Raw genomic sequence first — 23,570 nt, 5'->3', positions numbered from 1 at the left:
TACGGATGCCATCGCTTTGTCACAGTGCCTGCCTAGCATGCCGTGCGGATGCATAGCCAGCGAGTGCGCAGCGGCATCCCGGCCCATCCCGCCCCCGATGGGTTGATGCAGACAACCCCACAACGGAAGCCCCATGTCCCAATCCACGATGCTCTCCCGCCGCAAGGCGCTGCAATTCCTGACCGGCGCCCCCCTGCTGCCGCTCGGCTCCGCCGTGTCCGCCGCCGGCCTGCTGACCGCCTGCGGCGGTGGCGATGACGGTCCCGCGAAGAACTATGTGGCGGCCAGCTTCACCTCCATGGCCGCGCCCACGCTGGCCAACCCCCAGGCCATGGCCCGGATGACCGTGGCCTCGCAGCTCAAGGTGCAGTACAGCGACAACAGCGAGCAGAGCTTCGACCTGGGCTACCAGCCCTTCTTCGTCACCGGCGACGAAGTGCCGGACGGCAAGGGCGGCAAGATCCTGGCCGGCGGCTACTACGACATCAACAACAACAAGATCATCGACCGCACCGTGGCCGGCAGCGAGCGCCACTTCTTCTCCGATGCGCCCGACGGCACCTCGCTGCTGACCGTGCCCAATGCCAAGGTGGATGGCGTCAAGGGCAAGCCCGTGTTCGCCGTGGTGCAGTTCGAATACACGACCTGGGCGCAGGATGGCAAGACCGACATGTACGGCAAGCTGCCCTCGCCCATCGCCGTGCTGACGCTGGACCAGGACCAGACCACGGGCAAGCTCAGCCTGGTCAAGTACCACAACGTGGACACCTCCAAGGTGCACGGCCTGTGGATCACCTGCGGCGCCAACCTGTCGCCCTGGGGCACCCATCTGTCCAGCGAAGAGTACGAGCCCGACGCCTTCGCCACCGGCAATGCGCAGTTGCAGGCCTTCAGCCAGAACCTGTATGGCGACCAGACCAAGGCCAACCCCTACCACTACGGCCACATGCCCGAAGTGACGGTCAACGTGGACGGCACGGCCAGCATCAAGAAGCATTTCTGCATGGGCCGCATCTCGCACGAGCTGGTCCAGGTCATGCCCGACCAGCGCACGGCGCTGATGGGCGACGACGCCACCAACAGCGGCTACTTCGTCTTCGTGGCCGACAAGGAAAAGGACCTGTCCTCGGGTTCGCTGTACGTGGCCAAGGTGGGTGCAGGCTTCTCCATCGACCCCGCATCGGGCAGCGCCGCCGCGCTGACCTGGATCAAACTGGGCTCAGCCACCAGCGCCGAGATCGAGCAGCTGGCCAACACGCTCAAGCCCACGGACATCATGACCGTGGCCAAGACCGATCCGGGCGACGCCAGCTACACCAAGATCACCGCCAACGGCAAGGTGGAGTGGATCAAGATCAACCCCGGCATGGAAAAGGCTGCCGCCTTCCTGGAAACCCACCGCTACGCCGCCTTCAAGGGCGCGAGCATGGGCTTCACCAAGATGGAAGGCACGACCGTCAACGCCAAGGACAAGGTGGCCTACTCGGCCCTGCAGAACTGCGAAAAGTCCATGGTGGCCGGCGATGCGCTGAACGTGGCAGGCAATGGCGTGTCCATCCCCAAGCAGCTCAAGGCCGGCGCCGTGATGGCACTGAACCTGCGCGGTGGCCAGAAGGACACGGCCGGCGCCGCCATCAACAGCGAGTGGATGCCCGTGGACACCAAGGCCCTGCTGGCCGGCGAGGACATCAGCGCCGACGCGCTGGGCAACACCGGCAACCCGAACAAGATCTGCAACCCCGACAACCTCAAGTTCTCGGAGAAGATGCGCACCCTGTTCATCGGCGAGGACAGCGGCCAGCACGTGAACAACTTCCTGTGGGCCTACAACATCGACACCAAGCAGCTGTCGCGCCTGATGTCGATTCCCGCAGGCGGCGAATCCACGGGCCTGCACGCCGTGGACGAGATCAACGGCTGGACCTACATCATGAGCAACTTCCAGCACGCCGGTGACTGGGGCAGCATCCACAACGTGGTCAAGTCCACGCTGGACCCGCTGATCAGCACCAACTATCGCGGCAAGTTCGGCGCCGCCGTCGGCTACCTGACCGGCACCGCTTCCCAGCCCAAGCTGTCGGCCTGACCGCCGCCCTGCGGCGCGTGGCGCCACAACAAGAAGGCCATGGATTTCCATGGCCTTTTTGCATGCCTGCGCCGCAACTGCATGGATGTCATGAACCCGACTCTTAGCGTGCAAAACAAGAGTCATTCTCACCTGCTCGCTATAATTTCTGATGCATTGCAGCGTCGCTAGCCCGCCATCGCACCATCTTCAGCCCCGCCGGATCACGCCCCTCAAGGCCCGGCAGGCGCACGCAGAGCCACACCACAGGAGAGACTCCATGACCCCAGCTTCCCGCATCCTTCGCAGCACGGCCTCCGCATGGCTGGCGGCCGCTGCCACCCTGGCGGCGCCGGCTGCACATGCCGACTATCTCTGGCTGCAGCAGGACGCAGGACAGGCCCGGGCCTATGCCGGAGAACTGCGCAAGCCGCTGCAACAGCTGCCGGCCCTGGAGGACGCCAAGCAGGTCCTGCCCGACGGCAAGAGCCTTCCCCTGAAGGCCGAGGCCAATCATTTCACCGCGGACGCAGGCCAGGGCGATGTGCGCATCGCCGCCACGCGCCCCGGCGCCAATGGCGTGCTGACCTATTACCAGGCCCGTTTCGGCCGCAACGACACCAAGGCCGTGAACGACCTGGAGCTGGTGCCCACCACGGCGGGCGGCGATACGTTCCAGCTGGTGTTCAAGGGCCGCAAGGTCGCGGCCAGCCAGGTCAATGTGCAGACCAGCGAGGGCTGGTACCGCACGCTCACGCCATCGCAGGACGGCACGGTGAGCTTCAAGCCCTACTTCCCGGGCCTGTACGTGCTGGAGGTGACGGCGCGCGTGGACAACGGCTCGGTCACGCTGGACGGCAAGAAGTACACCGACGTGCGCCACACCACCACGCTGAGCTTCGAAGTCAAGCCCTGAGCGCCGGGCGCGGCGGCCCGGCCCTCACTCCACGACCGTGAGCTTGGCAATGGACAGCGCCAGCCACTTCGTGCCGTGGCGCCCAAAGCTGACCTGGGCACGCGCGTCGTCGCCCGTGCCTTCCAGGGCCAGCACCTTGCCTTCGCCGAACTTGTTGTGGAACACGTTCAGGCCCACGCGCAGGCCGTGGCCCGGGTCGGCCTTTTGCGGCGGCACGGGCGGGCTGGCGAAGACCTCGCTGCGCCAGCCTTCGGCCTTGCTGCCGAAGCCGCCGCGATCGCGTGAGCCATAGCCGCCACCGCCGCCACCGGGGCGGGGCGCGTAGCTGCCAAAGCCGCCCTGCTTGGGGGTGATCCACTTGAGCGCCTCTTCAGGCAGCTCGTCGAAGAAGCGGCTCTTGACGTTGTAGCGCGTCTGCCCGTGCAGCATGCGCGTCTGCGAATGGCTCAGGTACAGGCGCTTGCGCGCGCGGGTGATGGCCACATAGGCCAGGCGGCGTTCTTCCTCCAGGCCGCCCCGGTCCATCATGGCGTTCTCGTGCGGGAACAGGCCCTCTTCCACGCCGCCGATGAAGACGGCGTCGAACTCCAGGCCCTTGGAGGCATGCACGGTCATCAGCTGCACGGCGTCCTGGCCTGCCTGGGCCTGGTTGTCGCCAGCCTCCAGCGCCGCGTGCGTCAGGAAGGCGGCCAGCGGCGACAGGGTCTCGCCGGTATCGGCATCGACCATGCCGGCCACGGTGCCGGCCGGCGGCGTGAGCGGCGTGTCCAGCAGCGGCAGCGCAGGGTCCAGGCCCTGGCTGGCCGGGCTTTGCGTCAGCGCCCTGGCGCCGTCGTGCTCGTCCAGCGGCAGGGCCACGGCATCGCGGCCAAAGCCTTCCTGGGTGACAAAGCTCTCGGCCGCGTTCACGAGTTCCTGCAGGTTCTCGATGCGGTCGGCGCCTTCCTTTTCGTTGCGGTAGTGCTCGAGCAGGCCGCTTTCTTCCTCGATGGCCTCGATGATCTCGCGCAGCGTGCGGCCCTGGGTCTGCTCGCGCAGCACGTCGATCTTGGCGACAAAGCCTGCGAGCTTGGCGCCCGGCGCGCCCGGCACCGCCGAGACGGCATCGTGCAGCGAGCAGCCCGCGCTGCGCGCCGCGTCCTGCAGCGTCTCCACGCTGCGCGCGCCGATGCCGCGCGGTGGGAAGTTCACCACGCGCAAAAAGCTGGTGTCGTCGTGCGGGTTCTCAAGCAGGCGCAGGTAGGCCAGCGCATGCTTGATTTCGGCGCGCTCGAAAAAGCGCAGCCCGCCGTACACGCGGTAGGGAATGGCGGCATTGAACAGCTGCGATTCGATCACCCGGCTTTGCGCATTGCTGCGGTAGAGCACGGCGATTTCCTGGCGCTGCCAGCCGTCCTTTTTCACGAGCTGCTGGATTTCCTCGACCATCCACTGCGCCTCGGCCATGTCGGTGGGCGCCTCGTAGATGCGCACGGGCTCGCCCGGGCCCTGGGTGGTGCGCAGGTTCTTGCCCAGGCGCTGGCTGTTGTGGCTGATGAGCGCGTTGGCGCAGTCCAGGATGTTGCTGTAGGAGCGGTAGTTCTGCTCCAGCTTGATCTGCTGGCGCACATCGAACTCGCGCACGAAGTCCTGCATGTTGCCCACGCGCGCACCGCGAAAGGCGTAGATGCTCTGGTCGTCGTCGCCCACGGCGATCACGCTGCCCAGGGCCTGCAGGCGGCCATCCACCACGTCGCCCGCCAATTGCTTGAGCCACTGGTATTGCAGCTTGTTCGTGTCCTGGAACTCGTCGACCATGATGTGGCGAAAGCGCCGCTGGTAGTGGGCGCGCAGCGCGGCATCGTCGCGCAGCAGCTCGAAGGAGCGCAGCATCAGCTCGCCGAAATCGACCACGCCTTCGCGCTGGCACTGCTCCTCGTAGAGCTGGTAGATCTCGACCTTCTTGCGCGTGTCCGGGTCATTGGCCACCACGTCGCCGGGGCGCATGCCCTCTTCCTTGCAGCCGGCAATGAAGTACTGCAGCTGCTTGGGCGGGAAGCGCTCGTCGTCCACGTTGAACTGCTTGCACAGGCGCTTGACGGCCGACAGCTGGTCCTGCGTGTCCAGGATCTGGAAGGTGGACGACAGCCCTGCCGCCTGGTGGTGGGCACGCAGCAGCCGGTTGCACAGGCCGTGGAAGGTGCCTATCCACATGCCGCGCACGTTGTAGGGCAGCATGGTCGACAGGCGCGCCAGCATTTCCTTGGCCGCCTTGTTGGTGAAGGTCACGGCCAGGATGGAGCCCGGCGTGGCCTGGCCCGTCTGCAGCAGCCAGGCGATGCGCGTGGTCAGCACCCGCGTCTTGCCCGAGCCGGCGCCGGCCAGGATCAGCGCATGGCCGGCCGGCAGCGTGACGGCAGCGAGCTGCTCCTCGTTGAGGTTGGCCAGCAAAGGGGAGTTGGAGGCGGGTGCGGCACCGGAGGCGCCGTCGAGCAGATCGATCGGGAACATCCCGGCATTGTAGGAAGCGCCCCGGCCTGCGGGGTAAGCCATGCTGCATTTCCCGCATTCGACACATGCAGCGCATCTTCCCGGTCCATAACGCCATTGCTATAACCGCTATATCGACAGGGCGCCCGGGCCCGCCGCCGGCAACGTATAGAATCAATCACCGGGCCCAAGTTTCTTGCGGTCCGGTTTTTTGTGCCCGGGCCACAGCCGCCCTGGCGACGCGGCCCGCCCGCGCCGCCCGCAAGACCGGCCTCCAAGCCAAGCGCCCCATCGCGGAGGGATGTTCCTGCCGCGACCTTTCATGGAGCTTGGAATCAAATGGAAATCTTCGACTACGACAACATCCTGCTGCTGCCGCGCAAGTGCCGCGTGGAAAGCCGCTCGGAGTGTGATGCCAGCGTGGAGCTGGGCGGTCGGTCCTTCCGCATCCCGGCCGTGCCGGCCAACATGAAGACGGTGGTGGATGAAAGCATCTGCACCTGGCTGGCCCGCAACGGCTACTTCTACGTGATGCACCGCTTTGACCTGGACAACGTGCAGTTCGTGCGCGAGATGCAGGGCAAGGGCTGCTTCGCCTCCATCTCGCTGGGCGTCAAGAAGCCCGACTACGACACCGTGGACCGCTTCGTCGCCGAAGGCCTGTGCCCTGAATACATCACCATCGACATCGCCCACGGCCATGCCGACAGCGTGAAGAACATGATCGGCTACCTCAAGGAAAAGCTGCCCAAGTCCTTCGTGATCGCCGGCAACGTGGGCACGCCCGAAGCCGTGATCGACCTGGAGAACTGGGGCGCCGACGCGACCAAGGTCGGCATCGGCCCCGGCAAGGTCTGCATCACCAAGCTCAAGACGGGCTTCGGCACGGGCGGCTGGCAGCTGTCGGCGCTCAAGTGGTGCGCGCGCGTGGCCACCAAGCCCATCATTGCCGACGGCGGCATCCGCAGCCACGGCGACATCGCCAAGAGCGTGCGCTTTGGCGCCACCATGGTGATGATCGGCTCGCTGTTCGCGGGCCATGAGGAATCGCCGGGCCAGACGGTCGAGGAAAACGGCCAGCGCTTCAAGGAGTACTACGGCTCGGCCTCGGACTTCAACAAGGGCGAGTACAAGCACGTCGAAGGCAAGCGCATCCTCGAACCCGTCAAGGGACTTCTGGCCGACACCCTGATCGAGATGGAGCAGGATGTGCAAAGCTCCATCAGCTACTCGGGCGGCAAGAAGCTGATGGACATCCGCAAGGTCAACTACGTGATCCTGGGCGGTGACAACGCAGGCGAACATCTGCTGATGTAAGCGCAGACACCAAGGCAAGGCGGCTTCGGCCGCCTTTTTTTGTGCCTGCGTTCCCGACGTCACGCAGGCCGCGCACGCCGAGATCGCGCCATGAACCAAAAAATTGGCGTGTCTTCCTGCAAGCACGCCAAAAATGCCGCATAATTGCGGTCTCGTTTGCAGCGCAGACTTGTTTTTGGGGCTCTTAGCTCAGCTGGTAGAGCAGCGGACTCTTAATCCGTTGGTCGAGTGTTCGAATCACTCAGGGCCCACCAAAAATTCCTTTTCCTGATCTCTTCAGGCAGCCACGCAGAAATACGTGGGGCTCTTAGCTCAGCTGGTAGAGCAGCGGACTCTTAATCCGTTGGTCGAGTGTTCGAATCACTCAGGGCCCACCAAAAATTCCTTTGCCTGATCTCTTCAGGCAGCCACGCAGAAATACGTGGGGCTCTTAGCTCAGCTGGTAGAGCAGCGGACTCTTAATCCGTTGGTCGAGTGTTCGAATCACTCAGGGCCCACCACCAACACCCCGAAAAAGGCACTCAGCGCACCGGCGCTCAGTGCCTTTTCTTGTTGTACTCCATCAGCACCGACATATTGCTGCTGCCGGCCTTGGCCACCCACTCGCGACCAAAGCGCTCGCCCACCAAATCCAGCATGTGGCGCAGATCCGCCGACGGCGCGGCCACGGACACCTTGTTATCGGCAAGGATCTTCTTGCCCAGCTCATCGGCCTGCTGGGCCAGCGCCCAGCCCTCTTTTTCAGCCGACTCGGCAGCGCGGCCGATGGCCTGGCGCTCGGGCTCGGTGAAGCCCCTCCAGGCAAGTTCGCTGACGCAAAGCATGTTCTTGGGAATCCAGGCCTTGATATCCAGAAACACCTTCATGGCCTTCCAGGCCTGGATGTCGGCGCCCGTGGCGCTGGAGGTAATCATGGCATCGATGCCACCTTGCTCCACGACGGCACCCAGATCGCCTGCGGCAATCACCACCGGCTGCGCCCCCCAGAGCTCGGCCAACCGCTTGGTCGCATCGCTTTGCACACGCAGCCTGAGGCCCTTGAGATCCGCGATGCTGTGGACCGGGCGCCGACTCAGGAGACCCTGCGCCGGCCAGGGCACGGCAAACAGCAGGCGCGCGCCCTGCTGGGCCAGCAAGAACTCCTGCAGCACGGGGCGGGTCAACTGCCACAGGCGCGCGGCCTCGTCAAAGCCACGCACCATGAAAGGCAGCGAGTCCATGGCCAGCAGCGGGTGGATATCCGCACAGGACGACATGAGCACTTCGCCGAACTGGAGGTCATTGCGCTTGAGCGCAGGCAGCACCTGCGCCATGGGCTTGAGCGCCGAGCCGGACACCACCTCGATCTCCAGCGACTGCCGGGTGTCGGCACCCACGCGTGCCGCGAAATTGCGCAGGTTCTGCGTGTGGAAGATGCCATCGCCATAGGCCGCCGACAGCTGCAGCCGGTGGCCCTTGGACCAGGCCGCGCCGGCGGTCAGCTGCAACGCGGCCGGAGCCAGGCCTGATATCAACGTGCGGCGAGAAACAGTCATGAAAGATCCTTGGCGAAAGCGCCCAGAACCATGCCATCCACCCGACGGCGGACCTGTGCATGCGGGCGAAAAAGATAAATTTTATCGATATTTATATAATTTAGATACAAACTATCAACTCATTCCATCGCCCAGGTCATTCGCCAAGCCATCCGTCACACCGGATTCCAGCCAAGCCGCTACAGTGTCACCCTGCCGCAGACGCATGAGTGTGCGGCCCTCTTCTGCGCCTGTGGCCCGCCTGCAGCGCACAACCGCCTCGCCTGCATGCCACAAAATGTTTCCCCGCTCTGGCAGGGCCCGCGCTGGGCCCTGGCCGTCCTGCTTGCCATCCTGGGCATGCTGGGGCCGTTCTCGATCGATACCTACATCCCGGCCTTCTCGGGCATCGCCCAGGCCTTGAACGCCACGCCGCTGCAGATGCAGCAGACGCTGTCGGCCTATCTGTTCGGCTTTGCCTTCATGAACCTTTTCCATGGCGCCATGGCCGACAGCTTTGGCCGCCGCCCCGTGGTGCTATGGGGACTGGCCGTGTTCACGCTGGCCTCGGCAGGCTGCGCGCTGTCGCAGAACATCACGCAACTGGTGCTGTTCCGGGCGCTGCAGGGCCTGTCCACGGGCGCCGGCATCGTGGTGTCGCGCGCCGTGGTGCGCGACCTGTTTCCGCCTGCCCAGGCCCAGCGCGTGATGGCCCAGATCACCATCTTCTTCGGCATTGCCCCGGCGCTGGCGCCGGTGCTGGGCGGCTGGCTGTTCGTGCACCTGGGCTGGGCGGCCGTATTCTGGTTCCTGACGCTGGTGGGCGTGCTGCTGTGGAGCATCAACTGGCGCTTTCTGCCCGAGTCTCTGCCGCAGGCGCAGCGCCAGCCCTTCCGGTTCAAGCCACTGATGCAGGGCTACAAGGCGCTGTGCAGCGATCCGCGCTTTGTGCTGCTGGCCTTTGCCAGCGGCGTGCCGTTCAACGGCATGTTTTTGTACGTGCTGTCGGCCCCCGCCTTCCTGGGCGACCTGCTGCACCTGCAGCCGCAGCAGTTCTTCTGGTTCTTCGTGATTTCGATCTCGGGCATCATGGGCGGCGCCTGGGTGAGCGGCCGGCTGGCCGGGCGCATTCCACCCAAGCACCAGATCCGCCACGGCTTCGTGATCATGTTCGTGGTGTCCATCGTCAACCTGGTTGCCAACCTGATCTGGCCTGCCCATGTGAGCTGGGCGTTGATTCCCGTGGGTGTGTTCGCCTTCGGCTGGGCCATGATGGTGCCCGTCGTGACCTTGCTGGTGCTGGACATCCATCCCGAGCGGCGCGGCCTGGCCTCATCGCTGCAGGCCGTGGTGGGCTCCACGGCCAATGGCATCGTGGCCGGCGTGCTGGCGCCTCTGGTGATGCATTCGACGGTGCTGCTGGCCCTGGGCTCGATCAGCATGATGCTGATCGGGCTGGCGTCGTGGATCTACCTGCATCACCGCTGGCCCGAAATCGGGCGGCATGCCTCGGAGGCCTGAAGGCCACTGCTCCCGGGATCCCGGGCGTCTATGCCCGGCCCGCGCGGCGGTCCAGCATTTTTTCCTTGTAGTAGCGCGCCTTTTCGGCATACATGGCCTGGTCCGCGCGTGACACGGTGGCCTCCAGCTGGCTGCCCTCGTTGCAACAGGCCACGCCCATGGACAGGCTGACCAGCTGACCCGGATAGAACTGGTTGTTGAGCTCCAGCAGGGACAGGATGCGCTCTTTGACGGCTTCGGCGCCGCGCTCGTCCGAGGCTGGCAGCAGCACCATGAATTCGTCGCCGCCCACGCGTGCCGCACAAGCGGGCGCATCCACGGCCTTGGTCAGCACTTCGCCCACGCGGCGAAGCATGTCGTCGCCTGCGGCATGGCCATGCTCGTCATTGGCCTCCTTGAGACCATTCATGTCGATGGCGATCACGGCCAGCGGCCACGGCCCCTTGCGCGCCAGGCGGTTCAATTCCTCGATATAGAAGGCGCGGTTGCGCAGTTGGGTGAGCACGTCGTGCTTGCCCAGGTATTCCAGATAGGCCTCGGCCTTCTTGCGTGCCGTGATATCCACCAGGGACAGCAGCACCAGCCCCCAGTCGTCCGCATGGCCGTCCAGCACGGCCAGCTGCATGTGGATGTGCAGCGTGTCGCCCGACAGCGCGTAGTTCACCACTTCGCGGTGCTGCACGAGCTTGCCGTTCCACAGGTCCTGGAGTTGATCGGCAAAGGAGTCGATCATTTCATCGCGGAAGATGCGGCCCAGCCGGCTCAGCAGCTGCAGCTTGTCGGTGGCACCGAACATGCGCAGCGTCTGGCGGTTCACGTCGATGACGCGAATCTCCTGCATGCAGCGCGAGATGAATTCCGGATGCACCTTGAGGAAGGTGGCGAAATCGCTGATGCCCTGGGCGCGCACATCGTCGAGCAGGCGCTTGATGGAGCTGAAGTCCTCGACCCACAGCGACACGGGCGAGTACTCGAACAGGTCGCGCGAGTACTGCTCGCTGCGGTGCAGCTGCCGCGTGCTGCGCATCTCGGCCGTCACGTCCTCCAGCGACACCAGCACGCAGTCCCAAAGCTCCTCATGGCCGGGCAGGATGCGGCCACGGATCTGCACGTCCAGCCGGCGCCCGTCCAGCGTGTAGTTGGCGGTGCGGTTGGCAAAAGTCGGCGAGCCCTTCCAAAGCTCCTGCAGCTCGCAGGCCAGGCCGGCATGCATGTCGTCACGGAACACCTGGCCCAGGCTGTCGAGAAAGGTCTGCTGGTCCGCGGCGCCGAACAGGTCCAGCGTGCGCTGGTTGACGCGAACCACCCTGAGCGCGGCACTGCACTGCTGCAGTGCCTGCGGATGGGCAGAAAAATGCGCCTGCAGATCGGTCACGCCCTGTGCTCGCCACTGGTCGAGCAGGCGCTTGAGCGCGCTGTAGTCCTCCAGCCATAACGAGACGGGGGCCAGTTCGAACATGTGCTCAAAATCCACACTGGACGCGATCAAAGACTCCACAGGGCACCTCCGCGCCGCGATTATGGCAGTCGCAGAGCCCGCCAGACAGCAGGTTCTGCGCCACGAACACAGGCAGCGCCAGGCAGGCAGGCGGATTGCCCAAAAAAAACCGGCCCCGAAGGGCCGGTCTGCATGCAAAGCCGGAATCGATCAGCGCACGGCGCGCTTGCGATCGCCGCCCTGGGGCGAGTAAGGCTTGGGAGCGCTCTTGCCAAAGGCCGGACGGCGCTCACCACCGCCGAAGCCGCCGCGGGATTCACCGCCGAAGCCACGCGACTCACCGGATGCACCACGGAAGCCGCCATCGCGGTGGCCGCCATCGCGGGGAGCACCCTCACGACGGTCGCCGCCGCGCGCAGCGCCACGGTCGCCGCCGAAGCCACGGCCTTCGCCGCCACGGCCAAAGCCGCCTTCACGCGGAGCCTGGCTGTAGCCGCCTTCGCGCTGGCCCTGGCCAAAGCCGCCTTCGCGCTGACCCTGGCCGAAGCCGCCTTCACGCTGGCCGCCACCGAAGCTGCCGAAGCCGGCCTTGCGGCCATAGCCTTCCGAATCACGGCGGGGGCCGAAGCCACGGTCGCCACCGCGATCACCAAAGCTGCGCTCGCGGTCACCACCGCCGAAGCCGCGGTCGCCACCGAAACCACCACGACCACCGCCGGCGGAGCCTCGGCGATCACCACCACGGCCTTCAAAGCCGCCGCCACGACGGCCGCCACGGCCTTCGTTGCTGCTGGGTGCGCGCTGTGCAGGCTCGAGACCAGGAATCACCTCGGCCTTGAATTGCTGACGGCTGTAGCCTTCGATATCGAAAATGCGGCGGCGGTCACGGAATTCCGCGAACGTCACGGCCACGCCTTCGCGACCGGCACGACCCGTGCGGCCGATGCGGTGGGTGTAGTCCTCGGCCTTCATGGGCAGGCCGTAGTTGAAGACGTGGGTGATGGAGGGCACGTCAATGCCGCGTGCCGCCACATCGGTCGCCACCAGCACCTGCACCTGGCCGCTGCGCAGCGCCATCAGGCGGCGGTTGCGCAGGCCCTGGCTCAGGGCGCCGTGCAGCGCCACGGCCGAGAAGCCGTCCTGCTGCAGGTCGTTGGCCAGGCCGTCGCACTCGACCTGGGTCGATGCGAAGACGATGGCCTGGTTGATGGTGGTGTCGCGCAGCCAGTGGTCCAGCAGCTTGCGCTTGTGCTGGGAGTTGTCGGCCCAGAACAGCACTTGCTTGATGTTGGCGTGCTTTTCCTGGGGCGTGTCGATGGTGACCTTCTTCACGCCCGATCCGCCGTCATGCATCACGCGCATGGCCAGCTGCTGGATGCGGGGCGCGAAGGTGGCGCTGAACATCATGGTCTGCTTGCGCTGGGCCGTCAGGTCGTTGACTTCGGCCAGATCGTCCGAGAAGCCCAGGTCCAGCATGCGGTCGGCCTCGTCGACCACCAGGAACTGCACCTGGTCGAGCTTGATCTGCATCGAGCGCTGCAGGTCCAGCAGACGGCCAGGCGTGGCCACCACGAGGTTGGCGTTCTGCAGCTTGGCAATCTGCAGCTGGTAGGGCATGCCGCCCACCACGTTGGCAATGCGGATGCCACGGCAGTGCTTGACCAGTTCGATGGCGTCATGCGCCACCTGCTGAGCCAGCTCGCGCGTGGGGCACAGGATCAGGGCGCCGGGAACGGCCGCCTTGAAGTTGCGGGGATTGGTGGGGTCCTTGCGCTTGTTGCGCTTGGGCGTGGGCTGGCCGCTGGCAGTGGCCTCGGCGCACTGGCGGTCATATTCGGCGCGGATGGCGGCTTCCTCGTCAGCCTTTTGCTGGATCAGCGTGTGCAGCACGGGCAGCAGGAAGGCGGCGGTCTTGCCCGAGCCGGTCTGGCTGGAAACCATCAGGTCGATGAAGGCCTGATCACCACTGCCCATGGCCAGGGGAATGGCTTGCGCCTGCACGGCCGTGGGCTGGGTGTAGCCCAGATCGGCAACGGCGCGGACCAGCTCTTCAGCCAGGCCCAGCTCGACGAAGGCGTTGGGGAGTTCGGGAGCTGCCTGAGCGGCTTCGGCGCCCTCGACGGTTTCAGCAGCGGCCTGCGACTCGGCGGCCTGCTCGGCACCGGCAACGGCGGCGTCCAGCACGGAAGAGGCTTGGGCAGCGCAAGCAAAAGAGGAATCGGCAGCGGCAATGATGCCCTGCTCTTGAGAGATGTCGTTCATGAATGGCTCTAACGAAAAGCACGCGCAGTCAGCGATCTGCCACGCTTTTCTCGACGGTTGGGTCAACATCCACCGTCAGACTTGACCGGCCCTTCGCAAAAGGGCGGATGGGCGTTTTCGGCTGGTCCGAAACCGATGGTCCCGCCATCCATGAAAGCCTTCATGGATGGTCTGTGGACATCGACCTCAGACACACAGCGCAGGAGCCCTTGTGTGATGGAGATGTGCAAATTGCCCCTTGTTGATGGAGGCAAGCTGTAGATTGTCGCACTCCTGGGGTTTTCCCGCAAGCCCCCTGCACAAAAATGGCCGGAGGGCCCCGGCTCCGGGCGCTAGACGCTCAGCAGGCGTGCGCGATAGTGCGCCAGCTCATCGATGGATTCATGCACATCGGCCAGCGCCGTGTGGCGCTGGGCCTTCTTGAAGGATGCGTAGGCATCGGGCTTCCAGCGCCTGGCCAGTTCCTTGAGGGTGCTGACATCAACGTTGCGGTAGTGAAAGAAGTCGTTGAGCTTGGGCATGTAGCGCTCCATGAAGCGCCGGTCCTGGCCAATGCTGTTGCCGCACAGCGGCGCCTTGCCCTTGGGAACGTACTGCGCCAGGAACTTGATCAGCGCGGCTTCCGCATCGGCCTCGGTGGTGGTCGATGCCTTGACGCGCTCGATCAGGCCGCTCCTGCCGTGCGTGCCCTTGTTCCAGGCGTCCATGCCGTCGAGCAGGGCATCGCTTTGATGGATGGCGAACACAGGACCCTCGATGCGCGTGGCAAGGTCCGGGCTGGTGACGACCACGGCGATCTCGATGATGCGATCGGTGTCGGGCTGCAGCCCGGTCATCTCGCAGTCGAGCCAGACGAGATTGAGGTCGGATTTGCTCAGGGTGACGGGCGTGCCGGATTCGGCGGGGACGGGAATGCAGGCGCTGGAGGCTTCGGACATGGCCCAAATTGTCGCCTACACTGCGGCCACATGGTCTTCAACCCCGATTTTTCATCGACGCTTTCCCTGCTGTTTGCCGCAGCCGTGCTGGCCCAGTGGCTGCTGCGCGCCTGGCTGGCCTCGCGCCAGGTGCGCCATGTGGCAGGCCACAGAGCGCAGGTGCCCGAGGCCTTTGCGCAGCGCATCAGCCTGGCCGCCCACCAGAAGGCCGCCGACTACACACTGGCGAAGGCACGCGCTGCCCTGATCGACATGACGCTGGGCGCCGTGGTGCTGCTCGCATGGACGCTGCTGGGCGGGCTGGATGCACTCAACCAGCAGTTGCTGGAATGGATGGGCGCCGGCCTGTGGCAGCAATTGGCGCTGCTGGCCAGCTTTGCTCTGATCTCCGGCCTGGTGGAGCTGCCGCTGTCGCTCTACCAGACCTTTGTGCTGGAGCAGCGCTTCGGCTTCAACCAGATGACGCTGCGGCTGTGGCTGGCCGATGCCGCCAAGTCCACGGCCATGGGCGCAGCCATCGGCCTTCCGATTGCGGCACTGATCCTGTGGCTCATGGGTTCGGCCGGCGACCTGTGGTGGCTCTGGGCATGGGCCGTCTGGACGGGCTTCAACCTGCTGCTGATGTGGATCTTCCCGACCTTCATCGCACCGCTGTTCAACAAGTTCGATCCACTGGAGGACGGCCCGCTCAAGGAGCGCGTGAGCGCACTGATGCAGCGCTGCGGCTTCACGGCCAAGGGCCTGTTCGTGATGGACGGCAGCCGCCGCTCGGCACATGCCAATGCCTATTTCACGGGCTTCGGCCACTCCAAGCGCGTGGTGTTCTTCGACACCTTGCTCAAGCAGCTGGACGCCGACGAGGTGGAGGCCGTGCTCGCGCATGAGCTGGGCCATTTCAAGCACCGCCACATCCTCAAGCGCATGCTGCTGATGTTTGCCGCCAGCCTGGCGGGCTTTGCGCTGCTGGGCTGGCTGTCGCAGCAGCTGTGGTTCTACCTGGGCCTGGGCGTCCGTCCGGGTCTGGACCTTGCGCTGGGACACAGCGGCATCGGCGCCGGCAACGAGGCCGTGGCGCTGCTGCTGTTCCTGCTGGCCGTGCCGGTGTTCAGCTTCTTTGTCACCCCACTGTTCTCGGCCCTGTCGCGCCGCGACGAGTTCGAAGCCGATGCCTACGCCATGCAACAGGCCAGCGGCGCCCACCTGGCCTCGGCACTGCTCAAGCTGTACGAGGACAATGCTTCAACGCTCACGCCCGATCCCTGGTACGTGAGCTTTTACTACTCGCATCCGCCCGCCCTCGCCCGGCTGGCGCGCATGCCCTCTCCGACCTGAACCATACGCACTCACCATGAGCACACAACGCTTGCAACAACAGGACTGGTCCAACCAGCAGCGCCGCGCGCTGACTTCCGACGAACTGCACACCGCACTGGCCGCCCTGCCGGGCTGGCAGCTCGATGGCGATGCCATCGCCAAGAGCTACGCCTTCGCCAACTACTACGAGACCATGGCCTTCGTGAATGCGCTGGCCCTGATCGCCCACCAGCAGGACCACCATCCCGACCTGACCGTCAGCTACGGCCGCTGCGGTGTACGCCTGAACACGCATGACGTGAACGGCATCTCGTCCACCGACATCGAATGCGCACGCCGCATCGATGCGTTGCTGACGCGCCCATGAATCGCACCCCGCTGACCCATGGCTGAGCGCTCCGCACTGCACGAAGGCCTGGTCGTCTCCAGCCATGGCCGCCATTGCGTGGTCGAGACCGAAGACGGCTCGCGCCACATCTGCCACCCGCGCGGCAAGAAGAGCCAGACCGTGGTGGGCGACCGCGTGCGCTGGCAACTTCCGCCCCCAGGCCAGGGGGAGGAAGGCACCATAGAAAAGGTGCTGGAGCGGCGCAACCTGTTCTACCGGCAGGACGAGATACGCACCAAGTCCTTTGCAGCCAACATCGACCAGGTGCTGATCCTGATCGCCGCCGAGCCGGTCTTCTCCGAAAGCCAGCTGGCCCGCGCCCTGATCACTGCCGAAGCCACCCACATCAAGCCCCTGATTGCCCTCAACAAGCGTGACCTGGCCGAGCCCTTTGCCGACGCCTGGGAGCGCCTGGAGCCTTATCGCGAGATGTACCTGGGCCAGGAAAAGCCGCACTACGAGGTGCTGTCGCTGTCGCTGGCCAATGAGGGCGAGGCCGATCGGCAGCTGCTGATGAAGCACCTCAAGGGCAAGGCCACGCTGGTGCTGGGCCCTTCCGGCTCGGGAAAGAGCACCCTGATCAACCTGCTGGTCCCCGGCGCACGCGCGGCCACCAACGAGATCTCGCAGGCACTGAACTCCGGCAAGCACACGACCACCACGACCAGCTGGTACTGGATGGACGAGGAGCGCACGACAGCCCTGATCGACTCGCCGGGCTTCCAGGAGTTCGGCCTGCGCCACATCGAACCCACCGACCTGCCCCGCTGCATGCCCGACATCGGCGCCCATGCGCAGGAATGCAAGTTCTACAACTGCACCCACCTGCACGAGCCCGGATGCGCGGTCATGCCGCGCGTGGAGGATGAGGAACACGGCATGGACGCCGACCATGACATCAGTGCCAACCGGTACTGCATCTATGCCGAGCTGTTTGATGAGTTGAGTCAGGCCACGAAGTATTGAGCCTCCCCCAAACGCCACCGGGCCGCTCCGGGAGGGAGGAAACGACGCCTCCAAAGGGGCGTCATCCAGGACTCGCCCGCAGGCTCCGCACTCAGCCCAACAGGCGCGCCAGCGACAGCAGCGCCAGCAGCAGCAGCCAGACCACGACCGAGCGCCAGACCAGGCCGACCACGCTGCGCAGGTGGCCGATCTCGGGCTCACGGCCCGGCGTGGCTTCGCTGTCCACGTCGAGGTCGATCTCCTCGCCGTCGTCCCGGGTCACCGAGATGCCCTCGCGGCGCTTGAGTGCCTCGCCGCCCAGGCGCACGTTGATGGCGCCCGAGGTGGCGGCCAGGATCACGCCGTCGTTGTCGTTGGGAAAGCGCTGGGCATGGAAGCGCCAGCCCTCGATGGCCTCCTCGAAACTGCCGACCACGGCAAAGGAAAGAGCCGTCAGCCGTGCGGGCAGCCAGTCGATCACGGTCCAGGCCAACCGTGAGGCGTGCTGCAACTGGACACTGACCTGGCTGCCACCCAGCAGGCCCTTGCGCGACCAGGAGCGCGACAGGTGCTCGGTCATGCGGTAGAACACGGCACCCAGCGGACCCAGGCCCAGCGCCGCCAGTGCAGAGAACCAGAACAGCACGCCAAACACATGGCGATGCGCCGCCAGCACCGAGTACTCGATCACATGGCGCACCACCTCGCTGCGGGGCACTTCGCTGGCGTCCACCTGCTGCCAGTGGGCGAGGGCTTCGCGCGCCGCGTACTCGTCACCTGCATCCAGCGCATCGCGGATGCGCGTGAAGTGGTGGCTGAACTGGCGAAAGCCCAGCGTGACGTAGAGCACGGCCACATTCCAGAGCATGGCCAGCGGCCAGCCCACGCCCCACAGCAGCAGCAGATAGATGCCTGTCACCAGCACGCAGGGCAGCGCCACCGCCACGGTCCAGGCCAGCCAGCCGTGGTGCGCCTGGCCGGCATCGAAGTTGCGGCGCACCGAAACCGTCCAGGCCCTGTAGCCTGTGTGCACCAGGTTGGCCGGCGTCAGGGGGCGCGCCTGCTCGATCAGCAAGGCGATCAGAATGGCAAAGAAACTCATCCGGCCATCATACTGGCGCATGCGGGCAGGCCCGTGACCCCGGGGTGGCACGGCACCCCATCCGGGCATCAGGCCGACAGGAATCGGTAAAGATTGCGCAGCATGCCGGCCGTGGCGCCCCAGATGTAGCGCTGGCGGTCTCCATCCTGGTAGGGCATGGCAAACCATTCGCGCGGCACGCCGTTCCAGACCATGGCGTGGCGCTCATGGTTGGCAGGATCGAGCAAAAAGGACAGCGGCACCTCGAACACGTCCGCCACCTCGTAGGGATTGGGATGCAGGCGCGCCCGGGGATCGACCAGGGCCACCACCGGCGTGATCAGAAAGGCCGTGCCCGTGGTGTAGATGGGCAGGGTGCCCAACACTTCCACATCGCCGGCAGCAAGCCCGACTTCCTCCTGCGCCTCGCGCAGGGCCGTGGCCTGGGCAGACACATCCTCAGGATCGCGCTTGCCACCCGGAAAGGCCACCTGGCCTGAATGGGTGGACAGATGGGCCGTGCGTTCGGTCAGCAGCACCGTGGGCTCGGAGCGCAGCACGATGGGCACGAGCACGGCGGCATCGGTGGGCTGGCGATCACTGAAGCGTTTCTCGCGCACCACCTCGGGAGCCCAGCGGGGCGGCCGCGCAAAGCGCTGGCGCAGGGCATCCGGCGCGCGGGCCTCCAGAGGCACGGCGGGCAGGTGGCTGTCCCTGCCCACCAGTTGCGCCATGCGCGGGTCGGCGACCGAGGCGACGGCCGCTGGCGTCGGGCCGCCGGTCGGCACGGGTATGGCGGTATCGGGCAGAGAGGACACGAATGAAGGAATGTGGTGAGAAACGACCGGGCAACAAAAAAGCCGCTACAGGCGACTGTAGCGGCTTTCCAGCTGTGACGCAGGTGCTCAGGCTTCGGCAGAAACCTTGACACGCGACGGCAGCTTTTCCTTGATGCGTGCCGACTTGCCGCTGCGCTCGCGCAGGTAGTACAGCTTGGCACGACGCACATCACCGCGACGCTTGACTTCGATGCCGGCGATCAGGGGCGAGTAGGTCTGGAACGTACGCTCCACGCCTTCACCACTGGAGATCTTGCGCACGGTGAAGCCGCTGTTCAGGCCACGGTTGCGCTTGGCGATCACGACGCCTTCGTAGGCCTGCACGCGCTTGCGGCTGCCTTCGACCACGTTCACGCTCACGATGACGGTGTCACCGGGGGCGAACTGGGGGATGGTCTTGTTCAGACGGGCGATTTCCTCTTGCTCGAGGGTCTGGATCAGATTCATGGTCAACATCCAATCGATCTTGTCCGCGCCAGGATTGGCAAGCGCCGGGATTGGCGCCATGGCTGCTTTGTTCGTAGCAGCGGCCGGATAGAGGATCGAAGAATCGCGGATTATAGCCCGGCGGCGTTTTTTGCCAAAAACCCCTCGTCCTTGGCATTGAGCAGGCCCTGGGCGCGCGCCTGCTCTATCAGCTCGGGCCGGTGCCTGGCCGTGATGGACAGGCGCTGGTCGCGGCGCCAGCGCTCGATCTGCGCGTGGTGCCCAGACAACAGCGGCGCCGGCACTTCGCGCCCTTCCCAGACTTCGGGGCGCGTGTAGTGTGGGCAATCGAGCAGGCCGTCGAGCGCGGGATTGAAGCTGTCCTGCTGGAAGCTGCCCTCGTCGTTGAGCACGCCGGGCTGCAACCGGGCCACGGCATCGAGCAAGGCCATGGCAGCAATCTCGCCACCGGAGAGCACGAAGTCGCCCAGGCTCAGCTGGTGCGTGACATGGGCATCGATGAAGCGCTGGTCCAACCCCTCGTAGCGGCCGCACAGCAAGATGGCACCCTGCCCCTGCGCCCAGTCGGCGACCACGCAGTGGCGCAGCGTCGTGCCTATCGGCGAAAACAGCACCACCGGCGCCGGCTCGGTCTCGCCCGCGTCGCGGCGCGCCTGCTGCGCCGCCTCCAGGCAGCGCTGCAGCGGCTCGGCCATCATCACCATGCCCGGCCCGCCGCCGAAGGGCCGGTCGTCCACGCGCCGGTAGCTGCCCTGGGCATGGTCGCGCGGATTCCACAGGTGCACGCCGACCTGGCCCGAGGCATAGGCCCGGCGCGTCACGCCGCTTTCGAGAAACGGCGTGAACAGCTCGGGAAACAGCGTGAGGATGTCGAAGCGCATGGATGTCGGCGATCAGTAGTCGGGCTGCCAGTCGGCAACGATGGTCTTGCCCGGCAGATCCACCTTGTCCACATAGGCGTCGACAAAGGGAATCATGCGCTCGCGCTCCTTACCATCCTCTTCATAGGCCAGCACCAGCACGGTCTGCGGGCCGGTGGACAGCAGGTCTCGGACGATGCCCAGGGCCACGCCTTCGCGGTTGACCACGGACAGGCCCAGCAGGTCGACCCAGTAATACTCGCCATCCTCGGGCTGCGGAAAATCGCTGCGCGCCACGAAGATGCGCGCACCGCGCAGGGCCTCGGCAGCGTTGCGGTCGTTCACGGCGGGCGAGGTGGCGACGACGGAGTCGGAGTGCACGCGCGCCTGCTTGACCGGCAGCAGCACGGTTCCGGTGAACTGCCGGGCGCCTTTTTCGGCGGGCTGCAGATACCACTGCTTGGCCGTGAACAGGGCCTCGGGGTCGGAACTGAAGGCCGCCACCTTGAACCAGCCCTTGATGCCCCAGGCATCGGCGATGCGCCCGACCTCCACGGCATCGGCAGGCAGGACGCTGGCTTCGAGTTCAGGCATGTGGCTCATGGCAGTCGGTAGGCAGTAGGTGGACGGTCAATGCAGATCGGTGCAAGGCGATCCGGAGGGGGAAAACAAAAACGGGCCCCGTCAGACAAGCCAACGGAACCCGATTTCAGAAGGGGTGCTGATTTAGGCAGCAGTCTTCTGGGTGGCCTGCTTGATCAGGCGCTCTGCGGTCTCGGAAGCCTGCGCGCCAACGCCCTTCCAGTAGTTCACGCGGTCCAGAGCAACGCGCAGACCCTCTTCGCCACCACGGGCGTTGGGGTTGTAGAAGCCCAGACGTTCGATGAACGAACCATCGCGGCGAACGCGCTTGTCAGCAGCAACGATGTTGTAGAACGGACGGGCCTTGGAACCGCCGCGAGAGAGTCGAATGACGACCATGATTTTCCTTCGGGTGGCGCAGCCACCACGTAATTAACACACAATAAATGGCTGCACAGAGTTTTGCGGCGTTTGAGACACGCGACATGGCCACCCGGCCAGCGACACGCCGTAAAACCAGCGATTATATCGAACTTCTTTTCTCATGCCTACCATCCGCCCAAGCCAGTACAGCGATCTCGCTGCCATCACCGCCATCTACCGCCACCACGTGCTGCATGGCACAGGAACGTTCGAGACCGATCCCCCTTCCGAAGCCGACATGGCCACGCGCCGCGCGGATGTGCTGGCCAAGGGCCTGCCCTATCTGGTCGCCGTGGACGCACAGGGCCAGGTGCTGGGCTTTGCCTACGCCAACTGGTTCAAGCCGCGCCCGGCCTATCGTTTTTCTGCCGAGGATTCCATCTATGTGCATGACGCGGCACGCGGCCAGGGCGTGGGCCGCCTGTTGATCGATGCGCTGTCGCACGACTGCGAGGCGGCCGGCGTGCGCAAGCTGCTGGCGGTGATCGGCGACTCGGCCAATGCCGGCTCCATCGGGGTGCACCGCGCTGCAGGCTTCACCCCTGCGGGCACGCTGCGCTCCATGGGATGGAAGTTCGGCCGCTGGCTGGACATCGTGCTCATGGAGAAGACCCTGGGAGACGGCGACCGCAGTTCGCCCGAATAATGGGCGCATGAACCGACCCAGCACGCCCCTGCCCCAGACCACCGGCGCCGACCGGGCTCCCCGCCCCAGGAACAAGACACTGGCCGCCTGGCTGGCCTTTGTGGGCGGGCCGCTGGGGCTGCATCGCTTTTACCTGCATGGGCTCGGCGACTGGCTGGGCTGGCTGCTGCCCGTGCCCACGGCGCTGGGCGTGTACGGCATCGAACGCGTGCAGCAACTGGGACAGGACGACCAGCTCAGCTGGCTGCTGATTCCGCTGCTGGGCTTCACCATCGCCGGCTGCGCGCTGCGCGCCATCCTCTACGGGCTGACCGATACCGAAGCCTGGAACCGGCGCCACAACCCCGGCATTGACGTGCAGGCGCAGGCCGGACGCACGGGCTGGTCAACCATCTTTGCCATTGCGCTGTCGCTGATGCTGGGCGCCGCCGTGCTCATGGCCAGCATTGCCTACAGTTTCCAGCACTACTTCGAGCACCAGGTGGAGGAGGCGCGCAAGATTTCGCAGTGAGGCGCAGCCAACGCCTCCCCCGAAAAAAGAAAGACCGCCATGAGCGGTCTTTCTTTTTGGCGGCAGCAGCCCCGGCTCAATACAGCTGCAGGCTGATCCAGTAGGCAATCGATGCCACGAAGGCGCTGGCAGGGATCGTCAGCACCCAGGCCCAGACGATGTTGCCTGCCACGCCCCAGCGCACGGCGCTGGCGCGCTGGGTGGAGCCCACGCCGACGATGGCGCCGGTGATGGTGTGCGTGGTCGAGACCGGCACGCCCAGGAAGGTTGCAAAGAACAGCGTCAGTGCACCACCGCTTTCGGCGCAGAAGCCGCCCACGGGCTTGAGCTTGGTGATCTTCTGACCCATGGTCTTGACGATGCGCCAGCCGCCGAACATGGTTCCCAGGCCGATGGCCAGGTAGCAGCTGACGATGGTCCACAGCGGCGGCTCGGCGTCGCCGGCATTGGCATAGCCGGTGGCGATCAGCAGCAGCCAGATGATGCCGATGGTCTTTTGCGCGTCATTGCCGCCGTGGCCCAGGCTATAGGCACCGGCGGAGACCAGCTGCAGCCTGCGGAACCAGCGGTCCACCCTGTTGGGCGCGGCGCGCCGGCAGACCCAGGCCACCAGCACCATCATCAGCGAGCCTAGCAGGTAGCCCAGCAGCGGCGAGACGAAGATGAAGGCCACGGTCTTCCCGATGCCGCTGGCAATCAGTGCGCCTGCGCCGGCCTTGGCCATCACCGCGCCCACGATGCCGCCGATCAGCGCATGCGAGGAACTGCTGGGGATGCCGTAGTGCCAGGTGATCACGTTCCAGGCAATGGCACCGACCAGGGCACCGAAGACCACATGCGTGTCGACGATGCCGGGCTGCACGATCCCCTTGCCCACGGTGGCTGCCACGCTCAGGTGAAAGACAAAGACCGCCACCACGTTGAAGAAGGCCGCGAAGGCCACGGCCTGCGTGGGCTTGAGCACGCCCGTGGAGACCACGGTGGCGATCGAGTTGGCAGCATCGTGGAAGCCGTTCATGAAGTCGAACAGCAGGGCCAGCACCACCAGCAGGATCACGACCCACAGGGCCGCTTGTACGGATTCCATAGAGAAA

At 65.5% G+C, this 23,570-nt stretch carries 21 protein-coding genes and 3 tRNA genes; 12 read left to right on the top strand and 12 right to left on the bottom strand.

The genetic code is table 11. The features are described from left to right. The first annotated feature begins 133 nt into the window (after positions 1-133). Together PO605_RS15010 and PO605_RS15005 are read left to right on the top strand one after the other, a co-directional pair. Positions 134-2,086 carry a PhoX family protein gene (locus PO605_RS15010; protein WP_272206575.1) on the top strand — a complete coding sequence of 651 codons (1,953 nt, stop codon included), beginning with the start codon at positions 134-136 and terminating at the stop codon, positions 2,084-2,086. Between the two features lie 259 nt (positions 2,087-2,345). Then, on the top strand, positions 2,346-2,981 hold the full coding sequence (locus PO605_RS15005) for a hypothetical protein (RefSeq protein ID WP_047326593.1): 636 nt from the start codon (positions 2,346-2,348) through the stop codon (positions 2,979-2,981). Positions 2,982-3,005: 24 nt separating this feature from the next. Here PO605_RS15005 and PO605_RS15000 read toward each other — a convergent pair whose 3' ends face one another. Beyond that, entirely contained in the window at positions 3,006-5,471 is a 2,466-nt protein-coding gene (locus PO605_RS15000) for a UvrD-helicase domain-containing protein (protein ID WP_047472639.1), read from the bottom strand. Positions 5,472-5,789: 318 nt separating this feature from the next. Here PO605_RS15000 and PO605_RS14995 point away from each other — a divergent pair, with 318 nt between their 5' ends. The 4 genes from PO605_RS14995 to PO605_RS14980 all read left to right on the top strand — a co-directional run bounded on the left by PO605_RS14995 (position 5,790) and on the right by PO605_RS14980 (position 7,267). Further along, the gene (locus PO605_RS14995; RefSeq protein WP_016445795.1) at positions 5,790-6,767 is read left to right on the top strand and encodes a GMP reductase; all 978 of its coding nucleotides are present in this window, start codon (positions 5,790-5,792) and stop codon (positions 6,765-6,767) included. 178 nt (positions 6,768-6,945) lie between these two features. Beyond that, positions 6,946-7,021, top strand: a tRNA-Lys gene (locus PO605_RS14990). 47 nt (positions 7,022-7,068) lie between these two features. Continuing rightward, positions 7,069-7,144, top strand: a tRNA-Lys gene (locus tag PO605_RS14985). Between the two features lie 47 nt (positions 7,145-7,191). After that, positions 7,192-7,267: transfer RNA gene (locus PO605_RS14980), tRNA-Lys, on the top strand. A gap of 36 nt (positions 7,268-7,303) precedes the next feature. On the opposite strand, the gene PO605_RS14975 is transcribed toward PO605_RS14980, so the two are convergent. Next, positions 7,304-8,302 (bottom strand): TRAP transporter substrate-binding protein, encoded by a 999-nt coding sequence (locus PO605_RS14975; protein ID WP_016451115.1) that lies wholly within the window; start codon positions 8,300-8,302, stop codon positions 7,304-7,306. A gap of 267 nt (positions 8,303-8,569) precedes the next feature. Here PO605_RS14975 and PO605_RS14970 point away from each other — a divergent pair, with 267 nt between their 5' ends. Continuing rightward, positions 8,570-9,802: a multidrug effflux MFS transporter gene (locus PO605_RS14970; protein WP_016445793.1), complete on the top strand. Its 1,233-nt coding sequence runs from the start codon at positions 8,570-8,572 to the stop codon at positions 9,800-9,802. A 28-nt stretch (positions 9,803-9,830) separates the two neighbouring features. Here the strand turns inward: PO605_RS14970 and PO605_RS14965 are convergent, their stop codons facing one another. From PO605_RS14965 to orn, 3 genes are all read right to left on the bottom strand, one after another. Beyond that, on the bottom strand, positions 9,831-11,300 hold the full coding sequence (locus tag PO605_RS14965) for a sensor domain-containing diguanylate cyclase (protein ID WP_016451114.1): 1,470 nt from the start codon (positions 11,298-11,300) through the stop codon (positions 9,831-9,833). Between the two features lie 150 nt (positions 11,301-11,450). Next, a complete protein-coding gene (locus PO605_RS14960; RefSeq protein WP_047326592.1) occupies positions 11,451-13,502 on the bottom strand; it encodes a DEAD/DEAH box helicase in 2,052 nt (683 codons plus the stop codon). A 332-nt stretch (positions 13,503-13,834) separates the two neighbouring features. After that, positions 13,835-14,440, bottom strand: a complete 606-nt coding sequence (gene orn / locus PO605_RS14955; protein ID WP_016445790.1) for an oligoribonuclease — start codon at positions 14,438-14,440, stop codon at positions 13,835-13,837. A gap of 30 nt (positions 14,441-14,470) precedes the next feature. Between orn and PO605_RS14950 the strand changes: the two genes are divergently transcribed. The 3 genes from PO605_RS14950 to rsgA are packed head-to-tail and all read left to right on the top strand — an operon-like array spanning position 14,471 to position 17,108. Beyond that, on the top strand, positions 14,471-15,772 hold the full coding sequence (locus PO605_RS14950) for a M48 family metallopeptidase (protein ID WP_047472748.1): 1,302 nt from the start codon (positions 14,471-14,473) through the stop codon (positions 15,770-15,772). Positions 15,773-15,788: 16 nt separating this feature from the next. Continuing rightward, the gene (locus PO605_RS14945) at positions 15,789-16,121 is read left to right on the top strand and encodes a 4a-hydroxytetrahydrobiopterin dehydratase (RefSeq protein WP_047472749.1); all 333 of its coding nucleotides are present in this window, start codon (positions 15,789-15,791) and stop codon (positions 16,119-16,121) included. 18 nt (positions 16,122-16,139) lie between these two features. Beyond that, positions 16,140-17,108, top strand: coding sequence for a ribosome small subunit-dependent GTPase A (gene rsgA, locus PO605_RS14940; RefSeq protein WP_016445787.1), 969 nt, complete (start codon positions 16,140-16,142; stop codon positions 17,106-17,108). Positions 17,109-17,199: 91 nt separating this feature from the next. Here the strand turns inward: rsgA and PO605_RS14935 are convergent, their stop codons facing one another. The 6 genes from PO605_RS14935 to rpsP all read right to left on the bottom strand — a co-directional run bounded on the left by PO605_RS14935 (position 17,200) and on the right by rpsP (position 21,295). Beyond that, positions 17,200-18,189, bottom strand: coding sequence for a CobD/CbiB family protein (locus PO605_RS14935; RefSeq protein WP_272206574.1), 990 nt, complete (start codon positions 18,187-18,189; stop codon positions 17,200-17,202). A gap of 68 nt (positions 18,190-18,257) precedes the next feature. Beyond that, entirely contained in the window at positions 18,258-18,986 is a 729-nt protein-coding gene (locus PO605_RS14930) for a CoA pyrophosphatase (RefSeq protein WP_016445785.1), read from the bottom strand. A gap of 87 nt (positions 18,987-19,073) precedes the next feature. Continuing rightward, a complete protein-coding gene (rplS, locus tag PO605_RS14925) occupies positions 19,074-19,454 on the bottom strand; it encodes a 50S ribosomal protein L19 (RefSeq protein WP_016445784.1) in 381 nt (126 codons plus the stop codon). Between the two features lie 110 nt (positions 19,455-19,564). Then, positions 19,565-20,335 (bottom strand): tRNA (guanosine(37)-N1)-methyltransferase TrmD, encoded by a 771-nt coding sequence (gene trmD, locus PO605_RS14920; RefSeq protein WP_272206573.1) that lies wholly within the window; start codon positions 20,333-20,335, stop codon positions 19,565-19,567. 12 nt (positions 20,336-20,347) lie between these two features. Next, positions 20,348-20,917: a ribosome maturation factor RimM gene (gene rimM, locus PO605_RS14915; protein WP_016445782.1), complete on the bottom strand. Its 570-nt coding sequence runs from the start codon at positions 20,915-20,917 to the stop codon at positions 20,348-20,350. Between the two features lie 123 nt (positions 20,918-21,040). Continuing rightward, positions 21,041-21,295 carry a 30S ribosomal protein S16 gene (gene rpsP, locus PO605_RS14910; protein ID WP_012207143.1) on the bottom strand — a complete coding sequence of 85 codons (255 nt, stop codon included), beginning with the start codon at positions 21,293-21,295 and terminating at the stop codon, positions 21,041-21,043. A gap of 145 nt (positions 21,296-21,440) precedes the next feature. Between rpsP and PO605_RS14905 the strand changes: the two genes are divergently transcribed. Together PO605_RS14905 and PO605_RS14900 are read left to right on the top strand one after the other, a co-directional pair. Further along, positions 21,441-21,965 (top strand): GNAT family N-acetyltransferase, encoded by a 525-nt coding sequence (locus PO605_RS14905; protein WP_047472751.1) that lies wholly within the window; start codon positions 21,441-21,443, stop codon positions 21,963-21,965. 7 nt (positions 21,966-21,972) lie between these two features. Further along, positions 21,973-22,476, top strand: a complete 504-nt coding sequence (locus PO605_RS14900; RefSeq protein WP_016445780.1) for an NINE protein — start codon at positions 21,973-21,975, stop codon at positions 22,474-22,476. 76 nt (positions 22,477-22,552) lie between these two features. Here the strand turns inward: PO605_RS14900 and PO605_RS14895 are convergent, their stop codons facing one another. Beyond that, positions 22,553-23,563, bottom strand: coding sequence for an inorganic phosphate transporter (locus tag PO605_RS14895; RefSeq protein WP_016445779.1), 1,011 nt, complete (start codon positions 23,561-23,563; stop codon positions 22,553-22,555). Between the last annotated feature and the right edge of the window lie 7 nt (positions 23,564-23,570).

This window comes from Delftia sp. DT-2, assembly GCF_028401915.1.
Lineage (GTDB): Bacteria > Pseudomonadota > Gammaproteobacteria > Burkholderiales > Burkholderiaceae_C > Comamonas > Comamonas tsuruhatensis.
This window is presented reverse-complemented; position numbering and strand designations above follow the sequence as displayed.

Coding starts and splice junctions, on each gene's coding strand:
- rimM (WP_016445782.1), bottom strand. CDS start 20,917: ATGAGCCACATGCCTGAACTCGAAGCCAGCGTCCTGCCTGCCGATGCC.
- PO605_RS15005 (WP_047326593.1), top strand. CDS start 2,346: ATGACCCCAGCTTCCCGCATCCTTCGCAGCACGGCCTCCGCATGGCTG.
- rplS (WP_016445784.1), bottom strand. CDS start 19,454: ATGAATCTGATCCAGACCCTCGAGCAAGAGGAAATCGCCCGTCTGAAC.
- PO605_RS14950 (WP_047472748.1), top strand. CDS start 14,471: ATGGTCTTCAACCCCGATTTTTCATCGACGCTTTCCCTGCTGTTTGCC.
- PO605_RS15010 (WP_272206575.1), top strand. CDS start 134: ATGTCCCAATCCACGATGCTCTCCCGCCGCAAGGCGCTGCAATTCCTG.
- PO605_RS14995 (WP_016445795.1), top strand. CDS start 5,790: ATGGAAATCTTCGACTACGACAACATCCTGCTGCTGCCGCGCAAGTGC.
- PO605_RS14970 (WP_016445793.1), top strand. CDS start 8,570: ATGCCACAAAATGTTTCCCCGCTCTGGCAGGGCCCGCGCTGGGCCCTG.
- rpsP (WP_012207143.1), bottom strand. CDS start 21,295: ATGGTCGTCATTCGACTCTCTCGCGGCGGTTCCAAGGCCCGTCCGTTC.
- rsgA (WP_016445787.1), top strand. CDS start 16,140: ATGGCTGAGCGCTCCGCACTGCACGAAGGCCTGGTCGTCTCCAGCCAT.
- PO605_RS14975 (WP_016451115.1), bottom strand. CDS start 8,302: ATGACTGTTTCTCGCCGCACGTTGATATCAGGCCTGGCTCCGGCCGCG.
- PO605_RS14945 (WP_047472749.1), top strand. CDS start 15,789: ATGAGCACACAACGCTTGCAACAACAGGACTGGTCCAACCAGCAGCGC.
- PO605_RS14960 (WP_047326592.1), bottom strand. CDS start 13,502: ATGAACGACATCTCTCAAGAGCAGGGCATCATTGCCGCTGCCGATTCC.
- orn (WP_016445790.1), bottom strand. CDS start 14,440: ATGTCCGAAGCCTCCAGCGCCTGCATTCCCGTCCCCGCCGAATCCGGC.
- PO605_RS15000 (WP_047472639.1), bottom strand. CDS start 5,471: ATGTTCCCGATCGATCTGCTCGACGGCGCCTCCGGTGCCGCACCCGCC.
- PO605_RS14895 (WP_016445779.1), bottom strand. CDS start 23,563: ATGGAATCCGTACAAGCGGCCCTGTGGGTCGTGATCCTGCTGGTGGTG.
- PO605_RS14900 (WP_016445780.1), top strand. CDS start 21,973: ATGAACCGACCCAGCACGCCCCTGCCCCAGACCACCGGCGCCGACCGG.
- PO605_RS14905 (WP_047472751.1), top strand. CDS start 21,441: ATGCCTACCATCCGCCCAAGCCAGTACAGCGATCTCGCTGCCATCACC.
- trmD (WP_272206573.1), bottom strand. CDS start 20,335: ATGCGCTTCGACATCCTCACGCTGTTTCCCGAGCTGTTCACGCCGTTT.
- PO605_RS14935 (WP_272206574.1), bottom strand. CDS start 18,189: ATGAGTTTCTTTGCCATTCTGATCGCCTTGCTGATCGAGCAGGCGCGC.